The sequence below is a fragment of the Agrococcus carbonis genome, assembly GCF_900104705.1.
GTDB classification, from domain to species: Bacteria; Actinomycetota; Actinomycetes; order Actinomycetales; family Microbacteriaceae; genus Agrococcus; species Agrococcus carbonis.
Window position 1 is genome coordinate 592,933 of the sequence record NZ_LT629734.1, and the last position, 23,756, is coordinate 616,688.

Annotated in this window: 24 protein-coding genes and 1 tRNA gene; 10 read left to right on the forward strand and 15 right to left on the reverse strand. The window is 73.6% G+C overall.

Translation table 11 applies throughout. The annotated features are described in order from the left end of the window. Positions 1-16: 16 nt before the first annotated feature. From BLT67_RS02895 to murI, 7 genes are all read right to left on the reverse strand, one after another. Positions 17-670, reverse strand: a complete 654-nt coding sequence (locus tag BLT67_RS02895) for a metal-dependent transcriptional regulator (RefSeq protein WP_092665643.1) — start codon at positions 668-670, stop codon at positions 17-19. Then, positions 651-1,523, reverse strand: coding sequence for a metal ABC transporter permease (locus BLT67_RS02900; protein ID WP_092665644.1), 873 nt, complete (start codon positions 1,521-1,523; stop codon positions 651-653). Before BLT67_RS02900 ends, BLT67_RS02895 begins: the two co-directional genes overlap by 20 nt. After that, the gene (locus BLT67_RS02905) at positions 1,523-2,344 is read right to left on the reverse strand and encodes a metal ABC transporter ATP-binding protein (protein WP_092665645.1); all 822 of its coding nucleotides are present in this window, start codon (positions 2,342-2,344) and stop codon (positions 1,523-1,525) included. Before BLT67_RS02905 ends, BLT67_RS02900 begins: the two co-directional genes overlap by 1 nt. Continuing rightward, the gene (locus tag BLT67_RS02910; protein ID WP_231945552.1) at positions 2,341-3,144 is read right to left on the reverse strand and encodes a metal ABC transporter solute-binding protein, Zn/Mn family; all 804 of its coding nucleotides are present in this window, start codon (positions 3,142-3,144) and stop codon (positions 2,341-2,343) included. The genes BLT67_RS02905 and BLT67_RS02910 overlap by 4 nt, the downstream gene beginning before the upstream one ends. Positions 3,145-3,481: 337 nt before the next feature. Beyond that, positions 3,482-4,099 carry an RdgB/HAM1 family non-canonical purine NTP pyrophosphatase gene (gene rdgB / locus BLT67_RS02915; RefSeq protein ID WP_231945553.1) on the reverse strand — a complete coding sequence of 206 codons (618 nt, stop codon included), beginning with the start codon at positions 4,097-4,099 and terminating at the stop codon, positions 3,482-3,484. Further along, on the reverse strand, positions 4,096-4,830 hold the full coding sequence (gene rph, locus BLT67_RS02920; RefSeq protein ID WP_092665647.1) for a ribonuclease PH: 735 nt from the start codon (positions 4,828-4,830) through the stop codon (positions 4,096-4,098). The genes rdgB and rph overlap by 4 nt, the downstream gene beginning before the upstream one ends. Before the next feature lie 21 nt (positions 4,831-4,851). Next, complete coding sequence (gene murI / locus BLT67_RS02925; RefSeq protein ID WP_231945554.1) at positions 4,852-5,688, reverse strand: glutamate racemase; 837 nt, start codon at positions 5,686-5,688, stop codon at positions 4,852-4,854. An 83-nt stretch (positions 5,689-5,771) separates the two neighbouring features. Between murI and BLT67_RS02930 the strand changes: the two genes are divergently transcribed. The 4 genes from BLT67_RS02930 to BLT67_RS02945 are packed head-to-tail and all read left to right on the forward strand — an operon-like array spanning position 5,772 to position 8,875. Beyond that, a complete protein-coding gene (locus tag BLT67_RS02930; protein ID WP_092665649.1) occupies positions 5,772-6,584 on the forward strand; it encodes an ABC transporter ATP-binding protein in 813 nt (270 codons plus the stop codon). Between the two features lie 19 nt (positions 6,585-6,603). After that, the gene (locus BLT67_RS02935) at positions 6,604-7,248 is read left to right on the forward strand and encodes an ABC transporter permease (protein WP_092665650.1); all 645 of its coding nucleotides are present in this window, start codon (positions 6,604-6,606) and stop codon (positions 7,246-7,248) included. Continuing rightward, positions 7,245-7,943 carry an ABC transporter permease gene (locus BLT67_RS02940; protein WP_092665651.1) on the forward strand — a complete coding sequence of 233 codons (699 nt, stop codon included), beginning with the start codon at positions 7,245-7,247 and terminating at the stop codon, positions 7,941-7,943. The genes BLT67_RS02935 and BLT67_RS02940 overlap by 4 nt, the downstream gene beginning before the upstream one ends. Continuing rightward, a complete protein-coding gene (locus BLT67_RS02945) occupies positions 7,940-8,875 on the forward strand; it encodes an ABC transporter substrate-binding protein (protein WP_172801967.1) in 936 nt (311 codons plus the stop codon). The genes BLT67_RS02940 and BLT67_RS02945 overlap by 4 nt, the downstream gene beginning before the upstream one ends. Before the next feature lie 182 nt (positions 8,876-9,057). Here BLT67_RS02945 and BLT67_RS02950 read toward each other — a convergent pair whose 3' ends face one another. After that, on the reverse strand, positions 9,058-9,621 hold the full coding sequence (locus BLT67_RS02950) for a GNAT family N-acetyltransferase (RefSeq protein ID WP_092665652.1): 564 nt from the start codon (positions 9,619-9,621) through the stop codon (positions 9,058-9,060). A gap of 47 nt (positions 9,622-9,668) precedes the next feature. Between BLT67_RS02950 and BLT67_RS02955 the strand changes: the two genes are divergently transcribed. Further along, positions 9,669-10,976 (forward strand): nicotinate phosphoribosyltransferase, encoded by a 1,308-nt coding sequence (locus tag BLT67_RS02955; RefSeq protein WP_269456973.1) that lies wholly within the window; start codon positions 9,669-9,671, stop codon positions 10,974-10,976. A gap of 40 nt (positions 10,977-11,016) precedes the next feature. Here BLT67_RS02955 and BLT67_RS02960 read toward each other — a convergent pair whose 3' ends face one another. Continuing rightward, the gene (locus tag BLT67_RS02960) at positions 11,017-11,295 is read right to left on the reverse strand and encodes a DUF3039 domain-containing protein (protein ID WP_092665653.1); all 279 of its coding nucleotides are present in this window, start codon (positions 11,293-11,295) and stop codon (positions 11,017-11,019) included. Positions 11,296-11,387: 92 nt separating this feature from the next. Between BLT67_RS02960 and BLT67_RS02965 the strand changes: the two genes are divergently transcribed. Then, positions 11,388-12,275 carry a hypothetical protein gene (locus tag BLT67_RS02965; protein WP_197674429.1) on the forward strand — a complete coding sequence of 296 codons (888 nt, stop codon included), beginning with the start codon at positions 11,388-11,390 and terminating at the stop codon, positions 12,273-12,275. Here the strand turns inward: BLT67_RS02965 and BLT67_RS02970 are convergent. Then, a complete protein-coding gene (locus BLT67_RS02970; protein WP_092665654.1) occupies positions 12,272-13,666 on the reverse strand; it encodes a S1C family serine protease in 1,395 nt (464 codons plus the stop codon). The genes BLT67_RS02965 and BLT67_RS02970 overlap by 4 nt on opposite strands. Before the next feature lie 90 nt (positions 13,667-13,756). Here BLT67_RS02970 and BLT67_RS02975 point away from each other — a divergent pair, with 90 nt between their 5' ends. Further along, positions 13,757-14,977 (forward strand): aminotransferase class I/II-fold pyridoxal phosphate-dependent enzyme, encoded by a 1,221-nt coding sequence (locus BLT67_RS02975; protein ID WP_092665655.1) that lies wholly within the window; start codon positions 13,757-13,759, stop codon positions 14,975-14,977. Positions 14,978-14,984: 7 nt separating this feature from the next. Here the strand turns inward: BLT67_RS02975 and BLT67_RS02980 are convergent, their stop codons facing one another. Next, positions 14,985-15,785, reverse strand: a complete 801-nt coding sequence (locus tag BLT67_RS02980; protein ID WP_231945555.1) for a nitrilase-related carbon-nitrogen hydrolase — start codon at positions 15,783-15,785, stop codon at positions 14,985-14,987. Positions 15,786-15,882: 97 nt separating this feature from the next. Between BLT67_RS02980 and BLT67_RS02985 the strand changes: the two genes are divergently transcribed. Both BLT67_RS02985 and BLT67_RS02990 read left to right on the forward strand, forming a co-directional pair. Next, on the forward strand, positions 15,883-16,191 hold the full coding sequence (locus BLT67_RS02985) for a thiamine-binding protein (protein ID WP_092665656.1): 309 nt from the start codon (positions 15,883-15,885) through the stop codon (positions 16,189-16,191). Next, complete coding sequence (locus BLT67_RS02990) at positions 16,188-16,904, forward strand: AIM24 family protein (RefSeq protein WP_092665657.1); 717 nt, start codon at positions 16,188-16,190, stop codon at positions 16,902-16,904. The genes BLT67_RS02985 and BLT67_RS02990 overlap by 4 nt, the downstream gene beginning before the upstream one ends. 80 nt (positions 16,905-16,984) lie before the next feature. On the opposite strand, the gene BLT67_RS02995 is transcribed toward BLT67_RS02990, so the two are convergent. The 4 genes from BLT67_RS02995 to BLT67_RS03010 all read right to left on the reverse strand — a co-directional run bounded on the left by BLT67_RS02995 (position 16,985) and on the right by BLT67_RS03010 (position 22,216). After that, entirely contained in the window at positions 16,985-17,740 is a 756-nt protein-coding gene (locus BLT67_RS02995; RefSeq protein WP_092665658.1) for a class I SAM-dependent methyltransferase, read from the reverse strand. A gap of 127 nt (positions 17,741-17,867) precedes the next feature. Beyond that, positions 17,868-17,941: transfer RNA gene (locus tag BLT67_RS03000), tRNA-Met, on the reverse strand. A gap of 45 nt (positions 17,942-17,986) precedes the next feature. Further along, positions 17,987-20,992, reverse strand: coding sequence for a UPF0182 family membrane protein (locus BLT67_RS03005; RefSeq protein ID WP_231945556.1), 3,006 nt, complete (start codon positions 20,990-20,992; stop codon positions 17,987-17,989). Positions 20,993-21,097: 105 nt separating this feature from the next. Next, a complete protein-coding gene (locus BLT67_RS03010) occupies positions 21,098-22,216 on the reverse strand; it encodes a YlbL family protein (protein WP_157674122.1) in 1,119 nt (372 codons plus the stop codon). Positions 22,217-22,236: 20 nt separating this feature from the next. Here BLT67_RS03010 and BLT67_RS03015 point away from each other — a divergent pair, with 20 nt between their 5' ends. After that, on the forward strand, positions 22,237-23,709 hold the full coding sequence (locus BLT67_RS03015) for a zinc-dependent metalloprotease (protein ID WP_092665660.1): 1,473 nt from the start codon (positions 22,237-22,239) through the stop codon (positions 23,707-23,709). Positions 23,710-23,756 lie beyond the last annotated feature (47 nt).

A 23,756-nucleotide genomic window follows, 5' to 3' on the forward strand; every position in this document is an offset into this window, starting at 1 on the left:
GCGACCGGCGCGCCGGCTACGCCGAGAGCCACACCGCCTGCGCGACCTGCGGCCCGAGGTCGACGGTGCCCGCGTCCGTGCGCACCTGGATCGAGCCCGAGTAGGGCTTCTGGCCCAGCACCTCGAGGCTCGCGTCGAGCGCGATGCCCGCGTCGGCGAGGAACCGCAGCATCGCCGGGTCGCTGTCGGAGATGCGCACGACCGCACCCGCGTGGCCGACGGCGGCATCGGCGAGCAGCACCGCATCCGGTCGGACGACCGTGCCGTCGGCGGCGGGGATCGGATCGCCGTGCGGATCGCGGACCGGGTCGCCGAGCGAGCGAGCGATCGAGTCGAGCAGCCGGTCGCTCAGCGCGTGCTCGAGGATCTCCGCCTCGTCGTGCACCTCGTCCCAGTCGTAGCCGTGCCGCTCGACGAGCCACGTCTCGACCACGCGGTGCCGGCGCACCTGCCGCACCGCGAGCGCCGCGCCCTCGCTCGTGAGCTCGATCGCGCCGTACGGCCGGTGGTGCACGAGGCCGGCGGCGGCCAGCTTCTTGACCATCTCGGTCACGGTGGAGTTCGCGAGCCCGAGCCGCGTCGCGAGCTGCGACGGCGTGACGGGCTCCGGCTGCCACTCGGTGTGGTGGTAGATCGCCTTGACGTAGTCCTCAGCCGCTGTGGACTGCATGTCGCCTCGCTCTCGACCACCGCACGACGAGGCCCCGGCGGGGCCCGAACAGCAACGCTAGCCCGAAGCCCAGGCCCTGCATGAGCACCACGGCGCCGCCGGGCGAGATGTCGAGCCAGAACGCCGCCATGAGGCCGGCGAGCGACGCGACGACCGTGACGCCCACCGACCACGCGAGCAGCGCATCCCACCGCACCGCGATGAGCCCGGCCGTCGCGCCCGGGATGACGAGCATCGCGACGACGAGGATGATGCCGACGGCCTGCAGCGCCGTGACGACGGTGAGCGCGAGCGCGCCGAGCAGCACGGCGTGCAGGATGCGCGGGCGCAGGCCGATCGCGTGCGCGTGGCCCGCGTCGAAGGCGACGAGGGTGAGGTCGCGGCGCAGCACGAGCAGGGTGACGCACACGATCGCGCCGACGATGAGCACCTGCGCGATGTCGGCGTCGGAGACGCCGAGCACGTTGCCGAAGAGGATGTGCTGCAGGTCGGTGTCGGACGGCGTGACCGAGACGATGACGAGGCCGAGCGCGAACAGCGTGGTGAAGACGACGCCGATCGCGGCATCCGCCTTGATCCTCGTGGCGGCGCGCACCCCGCCGATGAGGGCGACGGCGCCGATGCCGAAGACCGCGGCGCCGAGCGCGAACGGCAGCCCGAGGATGTACGCGAGCGCGACCCCCGGCAGCACCGCGTGCGAGACCGCGTCGCCCATGAGCGACCAGCCCATCTGCACGAGCCACGTCGACAGCAGCGCGCACGCGATCGCGGCCATGAGCGTCACGACCATCGCGCGCTGCATGAAGCCGTAGGTGAAGGGGGCGAGCACGGCGTCGAGGACGGATGCGTCCATCACGCGACCTCCTCGGAGGATGCGGCCGGCGGCGGGGCCGGTCGCTCGGGTGCCGCGTCGGAGCGGGGCCCGGCGCCGAACGCCTCGGCGATGCGCTCGGGCGTGAGGGTGGTCTCGGGCGGCCCGTGGTGCAGGAGCCGGCCCCGCTGCAGCAGCAGCACGCTGTCGACGAGCTCGGCGACGCCCGAGAGGTCGTGGTGCACGATGACGACGCTGCGACCGCGGTCGCGCAGGCCCCGCAGCACGGCGACGATCGCCGCCTCGCTCGTGCGGTCGACGCCCGCGAAGGGCTCGTCGAGCAGCAGCAGCTCGGCGTCCTGCGCGATGGCGCGGGCGACGAACGCGCGCTTGCGCTGCCCGCCCGAGAGCGCGCCGATCTGCCGATCGGCGAGGCGCTCGAGGCCGAGCAGGGCGATCGCCTCGTCGACGGCGGCGCGATCGGCGGGGCGCGGGATGCGCAGCAGCCCCATGCGGCCGTAGCGGCCGGCGGTCACGACGTCGCGCACCGTCACCGGGAAGTCCCAGTCGACCGCCTCGGCCTGCGGCACCGACGCGACGAAGCCCGCGCGGCGCGCCTCGCGCGGCGTGCGGCCGAGGATGCGCACGGTCCCCTCGTGCGGCACGCGCTCGAGCACGGCGGCGAGCATCGACGACTTCCCCGAGCCGTTGACGCCCACGAGGCCGGTGATCTCGCCCGAGCGGAGCGAGGCGGTCACGTCGGCGAGCGCGCGGACCTCGCCGTAGCGGACGCCGAGCCCGTGGGTGACGATCGCGTCGTGGGCCGCAGCCCGGTCGGCGGCGTGCGCTGGGGTGCCGCTCATGCGCCCAGCCCCTCGAGGATCGCGTCGATGTCGTGCTCGAGGAGCGCGAGCCACGTCGGCGCCGGCCCGTCGGGCGTCGAGAGCGAGTCGACGTGCAGGCTGCCGTCGAAGCGCACCCCGGCGGTGCGGGCGATCTGCTGCTGCGTGCCCGGATGCGTCGTGGACTCGCAGAAGACCGTCGGCACCCCGGTGCGCGCGACGACCGCCGCGACATGGGCGATCTGCTGCGGCGTGCCCTGGCCGCCGGCGTTCACCGGCCACAGGCTCGCCTCGGCGAGGCCCGCGTCGCGCGCGAGGTAGCTGAAGGCGCCCTCGCAGCTCACGAGCACGCGGTGCTGCTCGGGGAGCGCCGCGACCCCGTCGCGGAGGCGATCGCCGAGCCGCTCGAGGCGCGCGGTGACGGCTGCGGCGTTCGCGTCGACCTCGGCGCGCCGCTCGGGCACGAGGTCGCCGATCGCGACGCGCAGCTCCTCGACGTAGACCGCGCCCTCGGCGGGCGAGACCCACGCGTGGGCGTTGGGGTTGCCCGCGTAGTGGCCGGCCTCGATCGGGATCGGCTCGACGGCGTCGCTCAGCACCACGTGCGGGGCGTCGGCGCGCTCGACGAGGGTGAGCAGCCAGTCGTCGATGCCCATGCCGTTCGTGACGACGAGGTCGGCGCCCTCGGTGCGCACGAGGTCGCCGGGCGTCGGCTCGTAGTCGTGCACCTCGACGCCCACGCGGGTGAGCGACTCGACGCGCGCGGTGTCGCCGGCGACCTCGCGGGCGATGTCGGCGATCACCGTGAACGTCGCGAGCACGAGCGGCCGCTCGTCCGCGGCGGCTGTTGCGCCGGCCCCCGCCGGTGCCGGCGCGCCGTCGGCACCCGCGGGCGCGCAGCCGCTCAGCGCGACGGCGGCGACGGAGCATGCCGCTGCGGCGGCACTGATTCGCCTGCCCGCACGCTGAGTTTTCGGCATACCGAAATCATGGCACAGCGCGACCGGGTGCGCGCGCTCGGCATTCGTGCGCAGCGTCGCGCTGCTTCCTCGACCCGCTCCACCGAACTCGACCTGGTGCACAGGGTGTGTTTCGGCGAAACGGGTCGCGTTCGGAGGGGAGCGATCGGAGACCGCTCCCCGCTCGCGGGCCGAGCGATCAGGCGCGCTGGATGCGCTCGGCGAGCGCCGTGAAGGCGATGCGGCGGTGGCTCAGCGCGTCCTTCTCGTCGGCCGACAGCTCGGCGGCCGCGCGGCCGCCCCCGTCGTGCGGCAGGAAGATCGGGTCGTACCCGAACCCGCCGGCGCCGCGCGCCGCATCCGCGATCGTGCCCTCCCACGTGCCGCGCACCGCGAGCTCGCCGTCGGCGTCGACCCAGGCGGCGGCGCACACGAAGCGCGCAGCGCGATCGGATGCGTCGGCGAGGTTCGCGAGCAGCAGCTCGAGGTTGTCGCGGTCGTCGCGCGTGCCGGCGTAGCGGGCCGAGTGGATGCCGGGGGCGCCGCCGAGCGCGTCGACCTCGATGCCCGAGTCGTCCGCGAGGGCGGGCAGCCCCGTCGTCGCGTGCGCGGCGCGCGCCTTGATGAGCGCGTTGGCCTCGAAGGTCTCGCCGTCCTCGACGGGCTCGGGGCCGTCGTAGGGCAGCAGCTCGACGCCCGGCAGCAGCGGCGCGAGGATGCGCGCGAGCTCCTCGACCTTGTGCGGGTTGTGCGTCGCGACGACCACCTGCAGGCCCCCGCCGACGAGGTCGACCCCCGTCGAGCCGCCGATGCTCACGCGCCCACCCCCGCGAGGGCCTCGCGCTGCAGCTCGGTGAGCCGCGCGGTGCCCGCGAGGGCGAGGTCGAGCAGCCGGTCGAGCTCGGCGCGGTCGAACGGCGCGCCCTCGGCGGTGCCCTGCACCTCGACCATGAGCCCGCGGCCCGTCGCGACGACGTTCATGTCGGTGCCCGCGCGGACGTCCTCGAGGTAGTCGAGGTCGAGCGCGGGCTCGCCGTCGACGATGCCGACCGAGACGGCGGCGATCGAGTCGATGAGCGGCTTGGCGCTCCCCGGCACGCGGCCCTCGGCCTGCGCCCACGCGATCGCGTCGGCGAGCGCGACCCACGCGCCGGTGATCGCCGCGGTGCGGGTGCCGCCGTCGGCCTGCAGCACGTCGCAGTCGACGGCGATCGAGAGCTCGCCGAGCGCCCGCATGTCGACGCCGGCGCGCAGGCTGCGGCCGATGAGCCGCGAGATCTCGTGCGTGCGGCCGCCGACGCGGCCCTTGACGCTCTCGCGGTCCATGCGCTCGTTCGTCGAGCGCGGCAGCATCGCGTACTCCGCGGTCACCCAGCCCTTGCCCTTGCCGGCCATCCAGCGCGGCACCGAGGGCATGACGGATGCGGTGCACAGCACGCGCGTGCGGCCGAAGGCCACGAGGGCGCTGCCCTCGGCCTGCTGGCTCCACCCCCGCTCGATCGAGACCTCGCGCAGCTCATCGGGCTGCCTGCCGTCCTTGCGTGCCATCCGGCTCTCCTTCGTCGTCGGTCAGTCGGTGCGGCCGGGCAGCTGGATGACCCCGGTCTGCGTGAACTCCACGTGCGTCACCTCGGGCCCGAGGAACCGGCGCGCGAGCCGCAGGAACGGCTCCTGCGCCTCGGTCGTGGCCTCGAACGCGTACGCGGGCACCGCATCCGTCGGTGCGAGCATGCCGCGGTCCGAGAGGATGCGGTAGACGTCGGCCGCGGTCTCCTCGGCGCTCGAGACGAGCCGCACCCCGTCGCCCGCGACGTAGCCGATCGCGCCGGCGAGCAGCGGGTAGTGGGTGCAGCCGAGCACGATCGTGTCGAGCTGCTCGGCCAGGAGCGGCTCGAGGTACTCGTGCGCCGCGGCGAGCACGTCGTCGCCGGTCGTCACGCCCGCCTCGACGAACTCGACGAAACGCGGCGCCGCGCCCGCGGCGACGTGCGGCACGCCCGCGGCGGCGAACGCGCGCTGGTAGGCGCCCGAACCGATCGTGCCCGCGGTGCCGATCACGCCGATGCGACCCGAGCGGCTCTGCGCGACGGCGGCGCGCACCGCGGGGTGGATGACCTCGACGACCGGGATGCCCATGCCCTGCTCGTAGCGCTCGCGCGCGATGTCGAAGGTCGCGGCCGAGGCCGTGTTGCACGCGATGACGAGCATCTTCACGCCCTGCGCGACGAGCGTGTCGAGCACGTCGAGCGCGAGATGCCGCACCTCGTGCTGCTCGCGCGGGCCGTACGGGCCGTTCGCGGTGTCGCCGATGTAGGTGATCGACTCGGCCGGCAGCTGGTCGATGATCGCGCGCGCCACCGTGAGTCCGCCGACGCCGCTGTCGAAGACTCCGATCGGGCGCTGCACGACGGCAAGCCTAGTGGCGGCGCTCGGGCGCGATGTCAGCGACGACGAGTATCGTCAGCACCCGGCGACCGGAAGGAGCCCGCGTGATCGAGTTCGACGCCGTGCGCAAGGAGTACCCCGACGGCACGGTCGCGGTCGAGCGGTGCTCCCTCACCGTGCCGTCGCACCGCGTCGTCGCGCTCGTCGGGTCGTCCGGCAGCGGCAAGACGACGCTCCTGCGCATGGTCAACCGCATGGTCGAGCCGACCGCGGGCCGCGTGCTCATCGACGGCGTCGACGTGCGCTCGATGGATCGCGTGAAGCTGCGCCGCTCGATCGGCTACGTGCTGCAGGCCGGCGGCCTCCTCCCCCACCGCACGGTCGCCGACAACGTCGCGACCGTCCCCGTGCTCGAGGGCCGCCCCCGCAGGCAGGCGAGGGCGGATGCGCTCGGCCTGCTCGAGCGCGTCGGCCTCGACCCCGCGCTCGCCGACCGCTATCCAGCGCAGCTCTCCGGCGGCCAGCAGCAGCGCGTGGGCGTCGCGCGCGCGCTCGCCGCCGACCCCAACATCCTGCTCATGGACGAGCCCTTCGGCGCGGTCGACCCGATCGTGCGCGACCAGCTGCAGCAGGAGATGCGCGCGCTGCAGGCCGACATCGGCAAGACCATCCTGTTCGTCACGCACGACATCGACGAGGCCTTCGCGCTCGGCGACGAGGTCGTCGTGCTCCGCACGGGCGCCGAGATCGCACAGCGCGGCACGCCCGCCGAGATCCTCGCCGACCCCGCCGACGACTTCGTCGCCCACTTCGTGGGCGCCGGCACCGCCCGTCGCACCCTCCGCATCCGCGAGGTCGACGGCCGCAGCATCGTGGTCGACGGGGACGACCGCCCGACCGGCGTGCTCGAGCGGTGATGCGGGAGGGGGTGGCGCGGTGAACTGGCTGAGCCAGAACCTGCACATCGTCGGGCAGCTGCTCGTCGACCACCTGCTGCTGTCGATCCCGCCGATCCTGCTGAGCCTCGCGATCTCGGTACCGCTCGGGCGCCTCGCCGCCGGCTCGCCGCGCTGGCGCACGCCGCTGCTGACCGGCACGGGCCTGCTCTACGCGATCCCGTCGCTGTCGCTGTTCATCATCATCCCGCCCGTGCTCGGGCTGCCGCTGCGCTCCCCCGCGACGATGATCACCGCCCTCACCGTCTACGGCTGCGCGCTGCTCGTGCGCGGGGCGGCGGATGCGTTCGGCTCGGTGCCCGACGAGGTGCGGCTCGCCGCGCGCGCGACCGGGCACTCGCGCTGGGCGATGTTCTGGCGGGTCGAGCTGCCGCTCGCGGGGCCCGTGCTGCTGTCGTCGCTGCGGGTCGTCGCCGTCTCGACCGTGAGCCTCGTGACGGTCGGCGCCGTCATCGGCATCGCGAGCCTCGGGACGCTCTTCACCGACGGCTTCCAGCGCGGCATCGACGCGAGCATCTGGACGGGCATCGTGCTCACCGTCGCCGTCGCGTTCCTGCTGGATGCGCTGTGCGTCGTGGCCGCGCGCGTCGCGATGCCGTGGCAGCGGGTGGTGAGCCGCGCGTGAACCTCTTCGCCGAAGCCCTCCAGTGGCTGCTCGACCCCGCGAGCTGGACGGGACCGACCGCGCTCGGCTCGCGCATCCTCGAGCACCTCGCCTTCTCCGGCGCCGTGCTGCTCGTCGCGGCCGCGATCGGCGTGCCGCTCGGCGTGCTCATCGGCCACACCGGCCGCGGCCGCGGCGCCGTGATCGCCGTGACCGGCGGAGCGCGGGCGCTGCCGACGCTCGGGCTCCTGACGCTCTTCGGCCTCGGGCTCGGCATCGGGCTCGAGGCGCCGTTCCTCGCCCTGCTCGTGCTCGCGCTGCCACCCGTGCTCGCGGGCGCCTACGCGGGCGTCGAGTCGGTCGACCGCGCGACCGTCGGCGCCGCGCGCGCCGTCGGCCTCACCGAGCGGCAGATCCTCACCGGGGTCGAGCTGCCGCTCGCGTCGCCCGTGATCGTCGGGGGCCTGCGCTCGGCGGCGCTGCAGGTCATCTCGACCGCGACGCTCGCCGCCTACGTCGCCGACACCGGCCTCGGTCGGCCGCTCTTCCTCGGCCTCAAGACGCAGCAGTACGACCAGATGCTCGGCGCATCGATCCTCGTGGCGCTGCTCGCCCTCGTCGTCGAGCTGTGCTTCCAGCTCGCCCAATCCGCGGCCGTCCGCCGCGCCGAACCCCATCGCGCCCGCCTGGGCGACAGAGAGAGGATCGAAGCATGATCACCACCATCCGCAGATCAGGGCTCGCGGTCGCCGCGCTCGCCGCAGCGGGCGTCGTGCTCGCCGGATGCGCGAGCGCCGACCCCCTCGACGAGGGCGAGACGACCGCCCCGAGCGGCGACGAGGGCGGCACGACGCTCGTCGTCGGCTCGCAGGACTACTACTCGAACGAGATCATCGCCGAGCTCTACGCGCAGGCGCTCGAGGCTGAGGGCTTTCGCGTCGACCGCCAGCTGCGCATCGGCCAGCGCGAGGTCTACATGCCAGAGATCGAGTCGGGGGCGATCGACCTCTTCCCGGAGTACACCGGCCCCCTGCTGCAGTACTGGGTGCAGGATCCGCCCGAGCGGCTCGGCGACGAGGTGTACGACGCGCTCGTCGAGGCAGCGCCCGAGGGCCTCACGATCCTCGACCAGGCCGAGGCGACCGACCAGGACTCCTACGTCGTCACCCGGGAGTTCGCGGAGCAGTACGACCTGACCACGGTCGCCGACCTGGCGAACGTCGACGAGCCGCTCACGATGGGCGCGAACTCCGAGGCCGAGACGCGACCGAACGGGCCGATGGGCCTGGCCGAGGTCTACGGCATCGACGTGGGCTTCACCCCCATCGAGGACGGCGGCGGCCCCCTCACGATCCAGGCGCTGCAGAGCGGCGACATCCAGCTCGCGATCGTCTACACCGCCGATCCGACCATCGCGCAGAACGATCTCGTCGTGCTCGAGGACACCGAGGGCCTCTTCCTCGCCTCGCACGTCGTGCCCGTCGCGAGCGACAAGGTCGACGACGACGCGCAGGAGATCGTGAACGACGTGAGCGAGGCGCTGAGCGCCGACGCGCTCATCGCGCTCAACCGCCAGAGCGTCGAGCAGCAGTCGCCCGCCGCCGACATCGCGCGCGCGTGGCTCGAGGAGGAGGGCTTCCTCGACTAGGAGGTTCGCGGGCTCGACGAGCTCGAGCCCGCGAACCGCAGGTCTCGCGACGCGTGCGCCTGCGGCGCGCGCTCCTCGACCTTGCGGCCTCCGCGCTCAACCGGTGCCAGCAGCGGTCAACAGCGAGGTCTCGTGACGCGTGCGCCTGCGGCGCGCGCTCCTCGACCTTGCGGCCTCCACGCTCAACCTGCGGTTGAGCGCTCCGGCCGCAACATCCGGTGCATCGGGATGCCGCCCCACGTCGGGCCGGTCGAGACGCGCTCGTCGAGGTGCTCGAAGCCGCGCCGCTCGTAGAAGCGGGCGGCGCGCTCGTTGCCGTCGATGAGCCACAGGTAGTGCGCGCGATCGTCGACGACCGCGTCGAAGAGCGCCGCGCCGAGGCCGGTGCCGTGCATGTCGGCGTGGACGTAGAGCCGGTCGAGCTCGCGCCCGGCCGGCGGCGGCACGAGCCCGAGCTCGACCTCCCACCGGGCGGGCGCGGCGCTCGTCGCGGCCACGCCGACGATCGCGTCGCCTGCCCACGCGATGCGCCGCACGGCGTCGTGGCGCGCCGGATCGCCGAACGCCCGGGCTAGCCCCTCGACGTTGGCCTGCGCAAGCCCCTGGACGCCGAAGTCCTCCGGCAGCCGGCCCGCGTAGGTCGCCTGCTGCGCCTCCACGAGGAACGTCGCCCACGCGGGGGCGTCGGCGGGCGTCGGCTCGCGGAGCTCGACGCCGTCGGGCAGGGGCCTCGGGGAACGGGTCACCGGGCAACGCTACCCGCACCCGCAGGCCGGCACCGTAGGCTGGCGCCGTGACCGACACCGCGCTCATGACCGACCGCTACGAGCTCACGATGATCGACGCCGCGATGCGGTCGGGCACCGCGTTCCGGCCGTCGGTGTTCGAGGTCTTCGCCCGCCGGCTCCCCGGCGCCCGCCGCTACGGCGTCGTCGCGGGCACGGGCCGCTTCCTCGAGCGGCTCGCCGAGTTCCGCTTCGGCGATGCGGAGCTCGCGTGGCTGCGCGAGCACGAGGTCGTCTCGGCCGACCTGCTCGACTGGCTCGCCGACTACCGGTTCTCGGGCGACATCCGCGGCTACGCCGAGGGCGAGCTCTACTTCCCCGGCTCGCCGATCCTCGTCGTCGAGGGCTCGTTCGCCGAAGCGGTCGTGCTCGAGACGGTCGCGCTGTCGGTGCTCAACTACGACTCCGCCGTCGCGAACGCCGCGACGCGCATGACGCGTGCGGCGAAGGGCCGGCCGCTCGCGGAGATGGGCTCGCGCCGCGCGCAGGAGGAGGCCGCGATCGCCGCCGCGCGCGCCGCCTACATCGCGGGCTTCTCCGCGACGTCCAACCTCGCCGCGGGCGCCCGCTGGGGCATCCCGACGATGGGCACCGCCGCGCACTCGTTCACCCTGCTGCACGACTCCGAGGCCGAGGCCTTCCAGGCGCAGATCGACACGCTCGGCGTCGGCACGACCCTGCTCGTCGACACCTACGACGTCGAGCAGGGCATCCGCACGGCCGTCGAGGTCGCCGGTCCGCAGCTCGGCGGCATCCGGCTCGACTCGGGCGACCTCGTCGAGGTGGCCGCCGAGGCGCGCGCGCTGCTCGACTCGCTCGGCGCGACCGGCACGCGCATCACCGTTACGAGCGACCTCGACGAGTACGCGATCGCAGGCCTCCAGGCGAGCCCCGTGGATGCGTACGGCGTCGGCACGAGCGTCGTCACGGGTTCCGGCGCCCCGGCGGCGGGCATGGTCTACAAGCTCGTCGCGCGGCAGGATGCGGACGGCGAATGGGTCGGCGTCGCGAAGCACTCCGAGAACAAGGCCTCGAAGGGCGGCGAGAAGATCGCGGTGCGCACGCTCTCGGGCGGCGTCGCGACCGAGGAGACCGTGCTGCTGAGCGTCGACGGCGTCGTCCCCGCGGAGGCCGCGGCGCTCGGTCGCGCGCTGCAGGTGCCGCTCGTCACCGGCGGCGAGATCGACGCCCGCTGGATGGGTCACGACGGCGTCGAGGCCGCCCGCGAGCGCCACGACGCGTCGGTCGCGGAGCTGCCCTCCGACGCGCACCGGCTCGCGCGCGGCGAGCCCGCGCTGCCCACCGCCTTCCGCTGACGGGGTTCCCGCCCGGGCGCCCCACGCATCCGCCGTCGGCTCAGTCGGCCTTCAGCTTCTCGTAGATCTCCTTGCACGTCGGGCAGATCGGGAACTTCTCGGGGTCGCGCCCCGGGGTCCACTTCTTGCCGCACAGCGCGCGCACGGGCTTGCCCGAGAGCGCCGACTGCAGGATCTTCTCCTTCTTCACGTAGTGCGCGAAGCGGTCGTGGTCGCCGTCCTCGACCGACTCCTGGTTGAGGAGCTGCTCGAGCTCGCGGTCGAGCACGTCGGTGCCACCGCCGGTGTGGCCGGTGTCCAGTCGCTGGGTGTCGCTCATGGGTCCATGATCCCACGCTCAGGCCGCTCCCGGCGGCGCGCGAGACCATGCTTGCCGGCGCCGGCACGCGGCGCCACGACGGGAGGGCCGCGATGGGCGAGGTGGAGCAGGACGACGACCTGGGCTGGGTGATGGCCGCGCTCGAGCGGATCCTGGGGGTCCAGCGTCCGCTCGTCGTGAACCACCTGCGGTCGCTGCGGCGCAAGCACCCCGGGATCACGCCCGCGCAGACCATCGAGCGGCTCGAGAAGCAGTACCTCGCTGCCGTCTCGACCGGTGGCGCCGCGGTCGGCGCGACCGCCGTGGCACCGGGCATCGGCACGGCGGCGGCGCTCGGCCTCACCGTCGCCGAGACGGTCGGCTTCCTCGAGGCGACCGCGTTCTTCGGCCAGGCCGTCACCGAGGTGCACGGCATCGCCGTCGAGGACGAGCAGCGCGCCAAGGCGCTCGTCATGGCCCTCATGCTCGGCTCCGGCGGCTCGGCGCTCGTCAAGCGCGCCGCCGAGCAGGCGACCGGCCGAGCGCGCGGCATCGACGCGCACTGGGGCCAGCTCATCACCTCGGCGATGCCGACGGGCGCGATGGGCCAGGTGATCGACTACCTGCGCCGCGCCTTCCTGCGGCGGATGGCCCGCAACACGGGCGCCTCGATGGTGGGCCGCGCGATGCCGTTCGGCATCGGCGCCGTCATCGGCGGCGTCGGCAACAACATCCTGGGCCGGCAGGTCGTCAAGGCCGCTCGCGAGGCGTTCGGCCCCGCGCCGCGCGAGTTCGACGCCAACCTGGCCCCGCGCATCAAGGAGGTGCGCCCGAGCCTCGGCCAGCGCATCAAGGAGGCGCGCGCCATCGAGCGCGAGGGCCTCGGCGGCGGGCTCCGTCGCCTGCGCGAGCGCCGCGCGGGCGACGCGGACGGCGCGCCGCCGATGCAGGATGCATCGGTCGACGCGCCGTCGGACTCCCCGCGGGAGGGCGGGAGCTAGAGCGCCCCGAGCGTGACCTGCGCCTCGGACTCCTCGCCGCCTCGCAGGTAGGTCACGGTCACCTCCGCGCCCGCGGGGTGCGAGCGCACCTGCGCGGTCGCGTCGACCGCGCCCGTGACGCGCTGCCCGTCGATCTCGGTGATGACGTCGCCGGCCTGCAGGCCCGCGCTCGCCGCCGCTCCCCCGTCGCTCAGCTCGCGCACCTGCGCGCCGACCGTGCCGACGGATGCGTCGGTCACGTCGCTCACGGTCGCGCCGAGCAGGCCGTGGCTCGCCTCGCCCGTGTCGATGATCTCCTGCACGACGCGCTGCACGAGGCTCGACTCGATCGCGAAGCCGATCCCGATCGATCCCGACGTCGAGCTCCCCTGGCCCATGCTCGCGATCGCGACGTTGACGCCCACGAGCTGCCCGGATGCGTTGAGCAGCGCGCCGCCGGAGTTGCCCGGGTTGATCGACGCATCCGTCTGCACGACCGGGATCGAGATCTCCTCCTGCGCGCCCTGCGCGCCGTTCTCCTGCCAGAAGCCGAACGGCTCCTGCTGCGACTGGTCGCTGCCCTCGGGCGCGGCGCTCGAGGCGATCCGGAGGCCCCGGTCGACCGCGGAGACGATGCCGTCGGTGACGGAGTTCGACAGCCCGAGCGGGGCGCCGATCGCGATGGCGGTGTCGCCCACCCGCACGTCGTCGCTCGAGGCGAAGGTCACGACCGGGAGCTCGGCGTCGACCTTGATGACCGCGAGGTCGACGATGGGGTCGGTGCCGACGATCTCGGCCTCGAGCAGCCGGCCGTCGTTGGTCTCGACGGTGATCCGCGCGTCGGCGGTCTGGCCGTCGAGCGTGACGACGTGGTTGTTCGTGACGATGTAGCCGCCCGCGGCGACCGCGACGCCAGAGCCCTCGCCGCTGCCGTTGCTCGAGACGGCCTGCACCGTGACGACCGAGGGGCCGGCGGCCGCGGCGACGTCGGCGATCGTCTGCGGATCGGAGACCGTCTCACCGGTCGCGTCGCTCGAGGGCGGCGCCGACTGCGTCTGCGGCTGCTGCTGCCCCATGACGAGCGCACCGGCGCCGAAGCCGGCGGCGCCGCCCACGAGGCACGCCGCGGCGAGCATCGCCACGACCGCGCCGGCGCGCCTGCGGGGGCGCCGGCCCTCGTCGCGCTCGGGCTGCGGGTACAGCTCGTGGTGCGACGCGGGCGCCGATCCGACCGGAGCCGCCGCCGACGTCGGCTGCTGCCAGCGCCACTGCTCGTGCGGGCTGCCCGGCTGCGGCTGGGTCTGCGCCTGCGGACCGGGCTGCGGCGCGTAGCGCTGCGGATGCGCGGGCTGCGGATGCGGCTGCCCCTGCGGCGCCATCGGGTTCGGCACGCTGTCGTACGGGTTGGTCATGGCTCTACGGTGCCAGGCGATCCCATGCGATTCCTACGCGGCGCCGATGTCGGCCGTTCGGAATGCGCCGAAGCGGGGTAGCGTCGAGGCATGGAGCAGGCAGCAGCGCACGCACCCTGGCAGCGAGCAGCGGCGGGCGCCGGCCTGCTGGGCGCGGACGGGCGCCTCGCGCCGACGATCTTCGCCGAGATGACGGCGCTCGCCACCGCGACGGGAGCGCTGAACCTCGGCCAGGGCTTCCCCGACGAGGACGGCCCGCGCGCGGTGCTCGACGCCGCGAAGCACGCGATCGACCACGGCCGCAACCAGTACGGCCCGGGCCGCGGCGCGCAGGAGCTCATCGACGCCGTCATCGAGCACCAGCGCCGCTTCTACGGCATCGGCCTCGGCCGCGGCGACGTGCTCGTCACCGCCGGTGCGACCGAGGCGCTCGCCGCGACGATGCTCGCCTACCTCGGCCCCGGCGACGAGGTCATCGTCTTCGAGCCGTACTACGACGCCTACGCGGCGATCGCGGCACTCGTCGGCGCGGTGCTCGTGCCCGTGCCGCTGCACGCACCCGACTTCCAGCCGGACCCCGAGCGGCTCGCGCGGGCGGCGAGCCCCCGCACGCGCATGATCCTCGTCAACTCGCCCCACAACCCGACGGGCACCATGTTCGGCGAGGAGGCCCTCCGCGAGATCGTGCGTGTCGCCGAGCGCCGCGACGCGATCATCGTCACCGACGAGGTCTACGAGCACCTCGTGTACGACGACCAGCACGTGCCCATCGCATCCTTCGACGCCGCGCGCGAGCGGCTCGTCTCGATCTCGTCGGCGGGGAAGACGTTCTCGGTGACCGGCTGGAAGATCGGCTGGATCATGTCGACGCCCGAGCGCATCGCGCAGATCGGCGCCGTCAAGCAGTACCTCACGTTCGTCAACGGCGCGCCGTTCCAGCCCGCGGTCGCGGTGGGGCTGCGCCTGCCCGACGAGCACTTCGACACGATCGTCGCGTCCTTCGCCCGGAAGCGCGACATCCTCACGCGGGGCCTGCGGAAGGCCGGCTTCGCCGTGCACGACGCGAACGCCGGCTACTTCGTGCTCGCCGACGCCGCGCCGCTCGGCTTCGACGACGCGACGGCGCTCGCGCGCCGCCTGCCCGAGCTCGCCGGGGTCGTCGGCGTCCCGCTCTCCGCGCTCGCCCGCCCGTCGCGCCGCGACCTGCGCTCGACCCTGCGCTTCGCGTTCTGCAAGTCGGACGACATGCTGCACGAGGCCTCCGCCCGGCTCGCCGGCCTCCGGGACGCCGCGCTCGAACCGGCGCGCTGAGCGCGCGTCAGGCGATGCGGTAGCGGCGGTTCGCGAGCGAGGGGTTCCGCGCGCGCGTCGAGGCGATCGCCTCCGGGTCGAGGGGCGCGACCGCGATGCCCTGCTCGTCGCCGAGCGCCGCGAGCGGCACGCCCATCGGGTCGGCGATGAGCGAGCAGCCCACACCGAGCGGCGGGGCCTGGTCGGCGGCGACGACGTGCACGGTCGACTCGATCGCGCGCGCCGTGACGAGCGTCGTCCAGTGACGCTCCTTCTGCGGCCCGCGCACCCACTCGGCAGGCACGACGACGACGTCGGCCCCCGCATCCACGAGCCGCCTCGTCGCCTCGGGGAAGCGCAGGTCGTAGCAGGTCTCGACGCCGATGCGCGTGCCGAGCGCGTCGAAGACCGGCAGCTGCGCGGGGTCGCCCGCGGTCAGCCAGTCGGACTCGCGCGAGCCGAACGCGTCGTAGAGGTGCACCTTGCGGTACGCGGCGCGGATGCCGGTCGCGTCGACGGCGAGGACGGTGTTCGCGACGCCGTCGTCGAGGCGCTCGACCATGCCCGCGACGACGACGGCGTCATGCGCTGCGGCGCGCTCGAGCAGCATCGTCGCGAACGGTCCGTCGAGGGCCTCCGCGGCGGCCGGCGCGGTCGCCGCGAGGTCGCTCGAGCAGTGCTGCGAGTACTCCGGCAGCACGATGAGCCGCGCGCCGCGGTCGGCGGCGGCGTCGATCCAGCCGGCGGCCGCGCGGCGGTTCTCGTCGGCGTCCTCCCCCGGTGCCCACTGCACCGCGGCGGCCAGCAGCATCCGGTCGTCAGCACCCATGCCCCCAGCCTACGTCGCGCGGCGTGCCGACGGCCTCGCGCCGGCGCTCGCCCTGCCGACGCCGAGGTGCCAGGATCGAGGCGACGAAGGGAGCAGGATGCTGGTCGCATTCTCTGTGGCGCCGGGCACTGCCGGTGCCGACGGCTCGGTGCACGACGCGGTCGCGGCCGCCGTGCGGGTGGTGCGCGAGAGCGGGCTGCCGCACCGCACCGACGCGATGTTCACGACGATCGAGGGCGAGTGGGACGAGGTCTTCGACGTCGTGCGGCGCGCGACCGACGCGGTGCTCGCGCACGCCCCGCGCGCATCCCTCGTGCTCAAGGCCGACATCCGCCCCGGCTGGAGCGGCGAGCTCGACGGCAAGGTCGAGCGGCTCGAGCGCGCGCTCGAGGAGGAGGGCGCGTGAGGAGCGAGCTGTTCGCCGAGGCGCACCAGGAGGCGCGCTCGGGCGAGCGCTGGGTCAAGCAGTCGAGCAAGATGCTGCGCATCAGCGTCTCGGGCGGCGGCGACGTGCTCGCGGCCAAGGGCGCGATGGTCGCCTACCAGGGGCAGATGGAGTTCCAGCACGAGGGCGCGGGTGCCGCGCGCTTGCTCAAGAAGCTCGTCACCGGCGAGGGCGCGCCGCTCATGCGCATCCGCGGCGAGGGCGAGGTCTTCCTGGCGCGCGACGCCGCGAACGTCTTCACCGTGCTGCTCGAGCAGGAGGGGCTCTCCGTCAACGGGAAGAACCTGCTGGCCTTCGATCCGCAGCTGCAGTGGGACATCCGGATGCTGCGCAGCGGCAACATCATGGCGGGGGGCCTCTTCAACGTCGAGATCGGCGGCCAGGGCACCGTCGGTGTCTCGTGCGAGGGCCAGCCGCTGCTGCTCGACTGCTCGCAGCAGCCGACCTTCGTCGACCCGAACGCGGCGGTGTGCTGGTCGGCGAACCTGCAGCCGAGCGTCGTGAGCTCGATGAACGTGCGCTCGATGCTGCGAGGCGGCACGGGCGAGGCGTTCCAGCTCGCGTTCCACGGGCCGGGCTTCGTCGTCGTGCAGCCGAGCGAGGGACGCCTCGCGGTCTCCGGCTCCAACGGCGGCTCATCGAGCGGCGGCGGGCTCGGCGGGCTCTTCGAGTAGGGACGCGGGCGCGCAGGGCCGGAGGCCGCGGGCGCTCTGGCCCGATGCCGCGGGCGCTCAGGGCCGGATGCCGCAGGCGCTCAGTGCCGGATGCCACGGGCGCTCCAGGCGGTCGCCGTCACATCGAACGGCGCCGGCGGCAGGAGCTCCCGGCAGCGAGCGGCCAGCAGCGCCCTCCCCTGCGCGTCGAGGCCGGAGACGTGATCGCCCGCGGGGCCGACGCCGAGCTCGAACGGCGCCCACCACGAGGCGACGTCCTCGAAGCGCACGACCGTCGCGATCGGGGCCTCCTCGACCTCGACGAGCCCCGCGCCGAGCAGCAGGCGCTCGAGGTCGCCGCGGTGCTGGCCGGCACGGGAGGCCTCGCCCGGCGGCGGGCCGTCGCCCTCGTGGAGCGAGGCGACTGCCTGCCAGAAGACCGAGAGCGGGCCGAGCGCGTGATCCCACACGCACGCCGCGACCGTGCCGCCGCGCCGGGTGACGCGCACCATCTCGGCCAGGCCGGCGGCAGGCTCGGCCATGAAGTGGACGACGAGCTGCGCGAGCGCCGCGTCGAAGGCGCCGTCGGGGAACGGCAGTGCCTCGGCGGACGCCTCGAGCACGTCGACGCCGGGATGCCGTGCGCGCACGGCCTCGACGAAGCCCGGCGCGGGATCGACGGCGCGCACGCGCGCGCCGCGACGGACGAGCTCGTCCGTGAGCGCACCCGGCCCGCAGCCCACATCGAGCACCGCGCCCCCGTCGACGCCCGCCATGTCGGCGAAGACGGCCGCGAGCGGCCGGGAGAACCGGCCCATGAACCGGTCGTACGCATCCGCCGTCACCGCGAAGCCCATGGTCGAACGCTACGCCGTCGGCGGGTCGGCCGGCACACCCGGCGGCTCGCACCGAGCACTTCCGAGGGAGACGCAGAAGAGGCGCCCTCTCGGGCGCCTCTTCTCGTGCCGCAGTTCGCGGACTTCGTTGCGGGGACAGGATTTGAACCTGCGACCTCCGGGTTATGAGCCCGGCGAGCTACCGAGCTGCTCCACCCCGCGGCACAGTCAATGACTTTACCAGGGGCTTCGGGCCCGGGCAAATCGCTACGGCGACTCGCTGCCCTCCGGGGCCGGAGTCTCCTCCGGAGCCGGCGTCTCCGCCTGCCCGCCGTCGCTCTGGCCGCCGTCGCTCTGGCCGCCCTCGATCTGCGCAGTGAGCTCGATCATGCGCTCGAGCGCCGCGGTGAGCCGCTCGTCGGCTTCGGCTGCCGCGACGAGGTCGTTCGACGCGTACGCCTGCTGCCGCTCCTGGAGCGCGGCGCCCGCGTCCTGCAGCGCGGCGTCGAGCTGCGCCTGCAGGTCGGTCGGAGGCGCGGGCTCGCCGCCCGGCTCCTCCGGGGCCGGCTCCCCCTCGGGGGTCGTGGGATCGACGCCCGAGTCGCCCGCCTGCGCGCCGGAGTCACCGCCGAAGAGCGCGTCGAGCGCCTCGTCGAGCGTGTCCTCGAACGCGATGTCGTCGCCGAAGGCCACGAGGATCTTGCGGAGCACCGGGAACGACGTCGCACCCGTCGACTGCAGGTAGACCGGCTGCACGTAGAGCAGACCGCCGCCGACCGGGAGCGTCAGCAGGTTGCCGTTGATCACCTCGGTCGAGCCCTGGCGCAGCAGGTTGAGCACCTCGGAGACCTGGTTGTCGGTGTCGAAGTTGTTCTGCACCTGGCCCGGGCCCGGGATCGATTGGTCCTTCGGCAGCATCTGCAGCGTGAGCCGGCCGTAGGAGTCGGCCACCTCGCCGTCGGTGCTGCCGGCGTCGGCGTTGACCGACAGGTAGCCGTAGAGCACGTTCCGGCCGTCGCGCGGGATGAACGTCGAGTAGAGCGTGAACGCGGGGTCCTGCCCGTCGACCGACATCGTGAGGTAGTACGGCGGCTGCGCCGGCGCGGTGTCGGCGTTCGACGCCGTCGGCTCCGAGGGCGTCGCCCACTGGTCGTCGCCCGAGAAGAACGTGCCGGGGTCGGTCACGTGGTAGTCGCCGAGGATCGAGCGCTGCAGCTTGAACATGTCGGACGGGTAGCGCACGTGGCTCATCAGGTCCCCCGACATCTCGCTGATCGGGTGGATCGTGCCGGGGTAGATCTCGTTCCACGCCTGCAGGATCGGGTCCTCGGGCTCCCACGCGTAGAGGGTGACCGAGCCGTCGTAGGCGTCGACCACGGCCTTGACCGAGTTGCGCACGTAGTTGATGATCTGGCCGGGCGCGACCTGCGGGTTGGGGTTCGTCGAATCGGCGATCGCCTGGGCGATCGAGCGGTGCGACGAGTACGGGAACGTCGACGCGGTCGTCATGCCGTCGACGATCCACACGAGCCGCTCGTCGACGACCGCGGGGTACACGTCGCTGTCGAGCGTGAGGTACGGCGCCACGGCGGCGACGCGGTCGCGCGGGTGGCGGTCGTAGAGGATCTGCGAGTGGTCCGTGACGGCATCCGAGAGGATGATCTGCTCCGACTGGAACTTCAGCGCGAACACGAGGCGCTTGAAGATGTTGTCGAGCGCCGGGCCGCCGTCACCGGCGAAGGTCGTCTCGGCGTTGCCGGCGCCCTCCTCGGTCGAGCGCGGGTAGTCGAGCTCGAGCGGGTCGCTGCCGGGGGCGCCGCCGACGATCGAGTAGTCGGGCATCGCCTCGCCGAAGTAGACGCGCGGCTCGTAGTCGCCGAGCGCGCCCGAGGTCGGGATGCCGGCCTGCAGGAACACCGGCTGGCCCTCGGGGCCGCGCTGGTTGCCGTACGCCGCGACGACGCCGTAGCCGTGGGTGTAGACGATGTGGCGGTTGTACCAGCTGTCGTCGTCGAGGCCCGAGAGGTCGAGCTCGCGCACCGCGATGACGGTGTCCTGCATCTGCCCGTCGATCTCGTAGCGGTCGACGTCGAGCTGGTCGGCGAAGCCGTAGTACTGGCGGTACTCCTGGAGGTTCGCGAACGCGTCGGTCACCTGCGCCGGGTCGATGATGCGGATGTTCGCGGTCGTCTCGGCGTCGGCGCGCAGGGCGCCGGGCTCGGCGTCCGTCCGCGTCTCTGTGGGCGTCTCGACCATCTCGTCGACGCCCCATGCCGAGCGGGTCGCGTCGATGTTGCGCTGGATGTACTCGGCCTCGAGCGTGCGGGCGCTCGGGTCGACGTTGAAGCGCTGCATGATCGCCGGGTAGGCGACGCCGACGACGAGCGACGCGGCGATGAGCAGCGCCGTGCCGACGATCGCGATGCGCCAGCGGCCGATGATGGCGGTGATGATGAAGAAGATCGCCACGACCGCCGCGATGCCCGCGAGGATCTGCGCGGCCGGGATCGACGCGTTGACCTCGGTCCAGCCGGCACCGGTGTTGAGGAAGCCCTGCGAGGTCTGCGCGAGCGAGGCGTACTGGCCGAGCCAGATCGAGGCGCCGAGCGCGAGCATGTAGAGCGCGGCGATGACGGCGATCTGGATGCGCGCCGAGCGCGAGATGCGGAACTCGCGGCCCGTGATGCGGATGGCGCCGTAGAGGTAGGAGGTCGCGATCGAGGCGACGCCGCAGATGAAGAGCACCGCGAGCGCGAAGCCGACGATCTGCTGGTAGAACGGCAGCTCGAAGATGTAGAAGCCGATGTCGAGGCCGAACTGCGGGTCGGTCTCGCCGAAGGGCCGGCGGTGGAGCCACAGCTGGGCCGTCTCCCACTGCGAGGCGGCGGCGGTGCCGGCGAAGAGGCCGAGCGCGGCGGGCGCGGCCCACATGACGACGCGGCGGAGCGGCTCGACGAGCTCCTGGTAGCGGTCGAGTTGCGAGCTGAGCTGCGCGTAGACGGGGCGCGAGCGGAAGGCGATCTGCACGCTGAGCGCGAGCGGCACCGCCATCGCGAGGAACCCGATGAGGAACATCAGGCCCATGGAGAGCCAGCGGGTCTGCAGCACCTGCACGAAGCCCAGCTGGTCGAACCAGAGGATGTCGGCGTAGAAGCCCGAGAACACCACGAACGCGCCGATGATCGCGGCGACGATCAGGACGGTGATGAGCAGCGGCGATGGCCGCGATCTGCCGGTGGTCGCGGCGGTCGGTCGTTCGGCGTTGGCAGACACGTCGTATGGCTCCAAGGTGCTGTGCGGGCGGTGCCCCTCATCGTAGTCAGGCTCCCTATGAGCTTCCCGCCCCGCGCCCGGCAGGCGCCGCGCTCCCCCGGCGGATCAGCCGCAGGTCGGCAGGCCCGAGATGTCCTCGTTCATCGCGACCGCGTCGATCGCCGCGATCGCGTCGTCGAGGGTGTCGACGGCGAGCACCGTGAGGCCGTCGGGCACGTGCCCGACGACGTCGCCGCAGTTCTCCACGGGCGCGAGGAAGTGCGAGGCGCCCGCATCCACGGCGCCGTGCATCTTCTGCACGATGCCGCTGATCGGGCCGACGTCGCCGAGCGCGGTCACGGTGCCAGTGCCCGCCCAGTGCGTGCCGGCGGTCATCGCCCCCGGGGTGAGCTCGTCGATGATCCCGAGCGCGAACATCATGCCCGCGCTCGAGCCGCCCACGTTCGGCAGCTCGATGTCGACGTCGAAGGGGAACGTGAACTCGTGCGAGGGGTAGATGCCGACGAGTCGCTGGTCGCCCTCCACGAGCGGGGTCACCTCGACGGTCATCGGCTCGCCGTCGCGCTCGATGTCGAGCTCGGTCGGGCCGTCGACGGCCGCGATGGAGGCCCGGATCGAGTAGACGTCGTAGGCGGTCTCGCCGTTGACGCGCAGGATGCGGTCGCCCTCCTCGAGCACCCCGTCGGCCGGGCTGTCGGGGATCACGCCCGCGACGCGCACGTCGCTCTCGATGTCGTAGCCCTCGTGCAGGAGCGCGGCGGCGACCGCAGCCTGCTGCGAGTTCTGCATGTCGATGCGCCCCGCCTCGTTCGACTCCTCGATCGTGAGCTGCGGGGGGAAGGCCGCGTCCATCGGGATGATCGAGCGCGCCGGGTCGACGTACGCCTGCGCGACATCGACCCAGCTGAGCGGCCGGTCGCGGCTGCCGAACCACGCGACCGTCAACAGGCGCAGCTCGCCCTCGGTCGGGTACGTCTGGGCGCCGTCGATCTCGATGAGCGGGCCGGCGTCGGTCGCTCCGAGCGTGTCGAACGTGGGCCCGGGAACCTCCACGACGTACGGCGAGGGCACGAAGGCGAGGGCGAGCGATGCGGCAGCTGCGGCGACGAGCGCACCCCATCCGGCGCGGCGCAGACGGCGGGGGCGCACGTCCGGGAACCGGATGGCCGGATGTTCGCGGACGGCGGAGGGCGGGTTGGCGGGAATCCCCGCGGGCTCAGACATGCTGGGGCTAGCGTAGTCGCATGCCTGAGGACTCCGACGATCGCCGCCCGGAGGACGAGCTGCGCGAGATGCTGCAGCGCTTCCTCTCGGGCGAGGGCCCCATCGATCCCGCGCGCCTCGCGGGTGCTGCGGGCATGCCGTCGGACCCCGCGCAGCTGCAGGCGCTCATGGCGCAGCTGCAGGCCGCGCTCTCGCGCACCGAGGACGGCATCGACTGGTCGGCTGCGCAGCGGCAGGCCGCGGCGGTCGTGCAGCGCGACCCGGGCTCCGTGACGAGCGCCGAGCGCGAGGCGGTCCAGCAGGCCGCCGACCTCGCGGCGATGTGGCTCGGCGAGACCACCGAGATCGGCGCCGCGACCTCGCTCACGATGCTCTCGCGACGCCAGTGGGTCGACGCGACGATCCCCGTGTGGCAGGAGATGAGCGAGCCGGTCGCGAACAGCATCGCGAGCGCCCTCACCCGCGCGATGCAGGAGCACGCGCCCGAGGAGGCGCAGGACATGATCGCCGGCGCCGAGCGCATCCTCCGCAACGTCGGCGGCACGATGTTCGCGATGCAGCTCGGCAACGTCGTCGGCCAGCTCGCGGGCGAGACCGTCGCGGGCGGCGACTTCGGCTTCCCGCTGCTCGAGGACACCGCGGCGCTGCTGCCCGTCAACCTGCGCGACGCGGCGGCGGGCCTCGAGATCCCCGAGGACCAGGTCCGCATCTGGATGGCGGCGCGCGAGCTCGCCCACGCGCGGCTGTTCCACCACGCGCGCTGGCTGCGGCTCCACGTGCTCTCGTCGGTGCGCGAGTACGCCGAGGGCATCCGCATCGACGTGGACCGGCTCGAGGAGCTCGCCGAGTCCTTCGATCCCACGAACCCCGAAGAGCTGCGCCAGGCGCTCTCGAGCGGTGCGCTCATCCCGCCGAAGACGCCCGAGCAGCTCGAGGCCCTCGCGCGGCTCGAGACGACGATCGCCCTCATCGAGGGATGGGTCGACGCGGTCACCGAGGCCGCGACCGCGCGCCTGCCCAAGCGCGAGGCGATCGCCGAGTCGGTGCGCCGTCGGCGCGCGACGGGCGGTCCGGCCGAGAAGGCGTTCGGCACGCTCGTGGGGCTCGAGATCCGGCCGCGCCGGCTGCGCGAGGCGGCGGCGTTCTGGCGCGCGGTGACGGATGCGGTGGGCGCCGAGGCGCGCGACTCGCTGTGGGACCAGCCCGACCTCATGCCGGGCTCGGACGACATCGACGACCCCTCGCGCGTGATCGCGCGCCTGCAGGGCGTCGGCGAGCTCGACGAGATGGATCTCGCGCTGCAGGAGCTGCTCGACGACGCGGAGCGCGACGAGCAGGACGGCGACGAGCAGGACGGCGACGAGCAGGACGGCGACGAGACGGGCGGCGACGAGACGGGCGGCGACGAGACGGGCGGCGACGAGTCGGACGCCGACGCGACGGACGACGGCGAGCCGGCCGACGGCACCGAGGGCGGGCCGGCCGAGCGCTGACCCTCGGCCCCGGGCGGCGCTCCTGTGGAGAGCCGACGACGCTCTGC

Coding starts and splice junctions, on each gene's coding strand:
- BLT67_RS02965 (WP_197674429.1), top strand. CDS start 11,388: ATGGGCGAGGTGGAGCAGGACGACGACCTGGGCTGGGTGATGGCCGCG.
- BLT67_RS02945 (WP_172801967.1), top strand. CDS start 7,940: ATGATCACCACCATCCGCAGATCAGGGCTCGCGGTCGCCGCGCTCGCC.
- BLT67_RS03015 (WP_092665660.1), top strand. CDS start 22,237: ATGCCTGAGGACTCCGACGATCGCCGCCCGGAGGACGAGCTGCGCGAG.
- BLT67_RS03010 (WP_157674122.1), bottom strand. CDS start 22,216: ATGTCTGAGCCCGCGGGGATTCCCGCCAACCCGCCCTCCGCCGTCCGC.
- BLT67_RS02900 (WP_092665644.1), bottom strand. CDS start 1,523: ATGGACGCATCCGTCCTCGACGCCGTGCTCGCCCCCTTCACCTACGGC.
- BLT67_RS02975 (WP_092665655.1), top strand. CDS start 13,757: ATGGAGCAGGCAGCAGCGCACGCACCCTGGCAGCGAGCAGCGGCGGGC.
- BLT67_RS02970 (WP_092665654.1), bottom strand. CDS start 13,666: ATGACCAACCCGTACGACAGCGTGCCGAACCCGATGGCGCCGCAGGGG.
- BLT67_RS02995 (WP_092665658.1), bottom strand. CDS start 17,740: ATGGGCTTCGCGGTGACGGCGGATGCGTACGACCGGTTCATGGGCCGG.
- rph (WP_092665647.1), bottom strand. CDS start 4,830: ATGGCACGCAAGGACGGCAGGCAGCCCGATGAGCTGCGCGAGGTCTCG.
- BLT67_RS02905 (WP_092665645.1), bottom strand. CDS start 2,344: ATGAGCGGCACCCCAGCGCACGCCGCCGACCGGGCTGCGGCCCACGAC.
- BLT67_RS02895 (WP_092665643.1), bottom strand. CDS start 670: ATGCAGTCCACAGCGGCTGAGGACTACGTCAAGGCGATCTACCACCAC.
- BLT67_RS02960 (WP_092665653.1), bottom strand. CDS start 11,295: ATGAGCGACACCCAGCGACTGGACACCGGCCACACCGGCGGTGGCACC.
- BLT67_RS02980 (WP_231945555.1), bottom strand. CDS start 15,785: ATGGGTGCTGACGACCGGATGCTGCTGGCCGCCGCGGTGCAGTGGGCA.
- BLT67_RS02985 (WP_092665656.1), top strand. CDS start 15,883: ATGCTGGTCGCATTCTCTGTGGCGCCGGGCACTGCCGGTGCCGACGGC.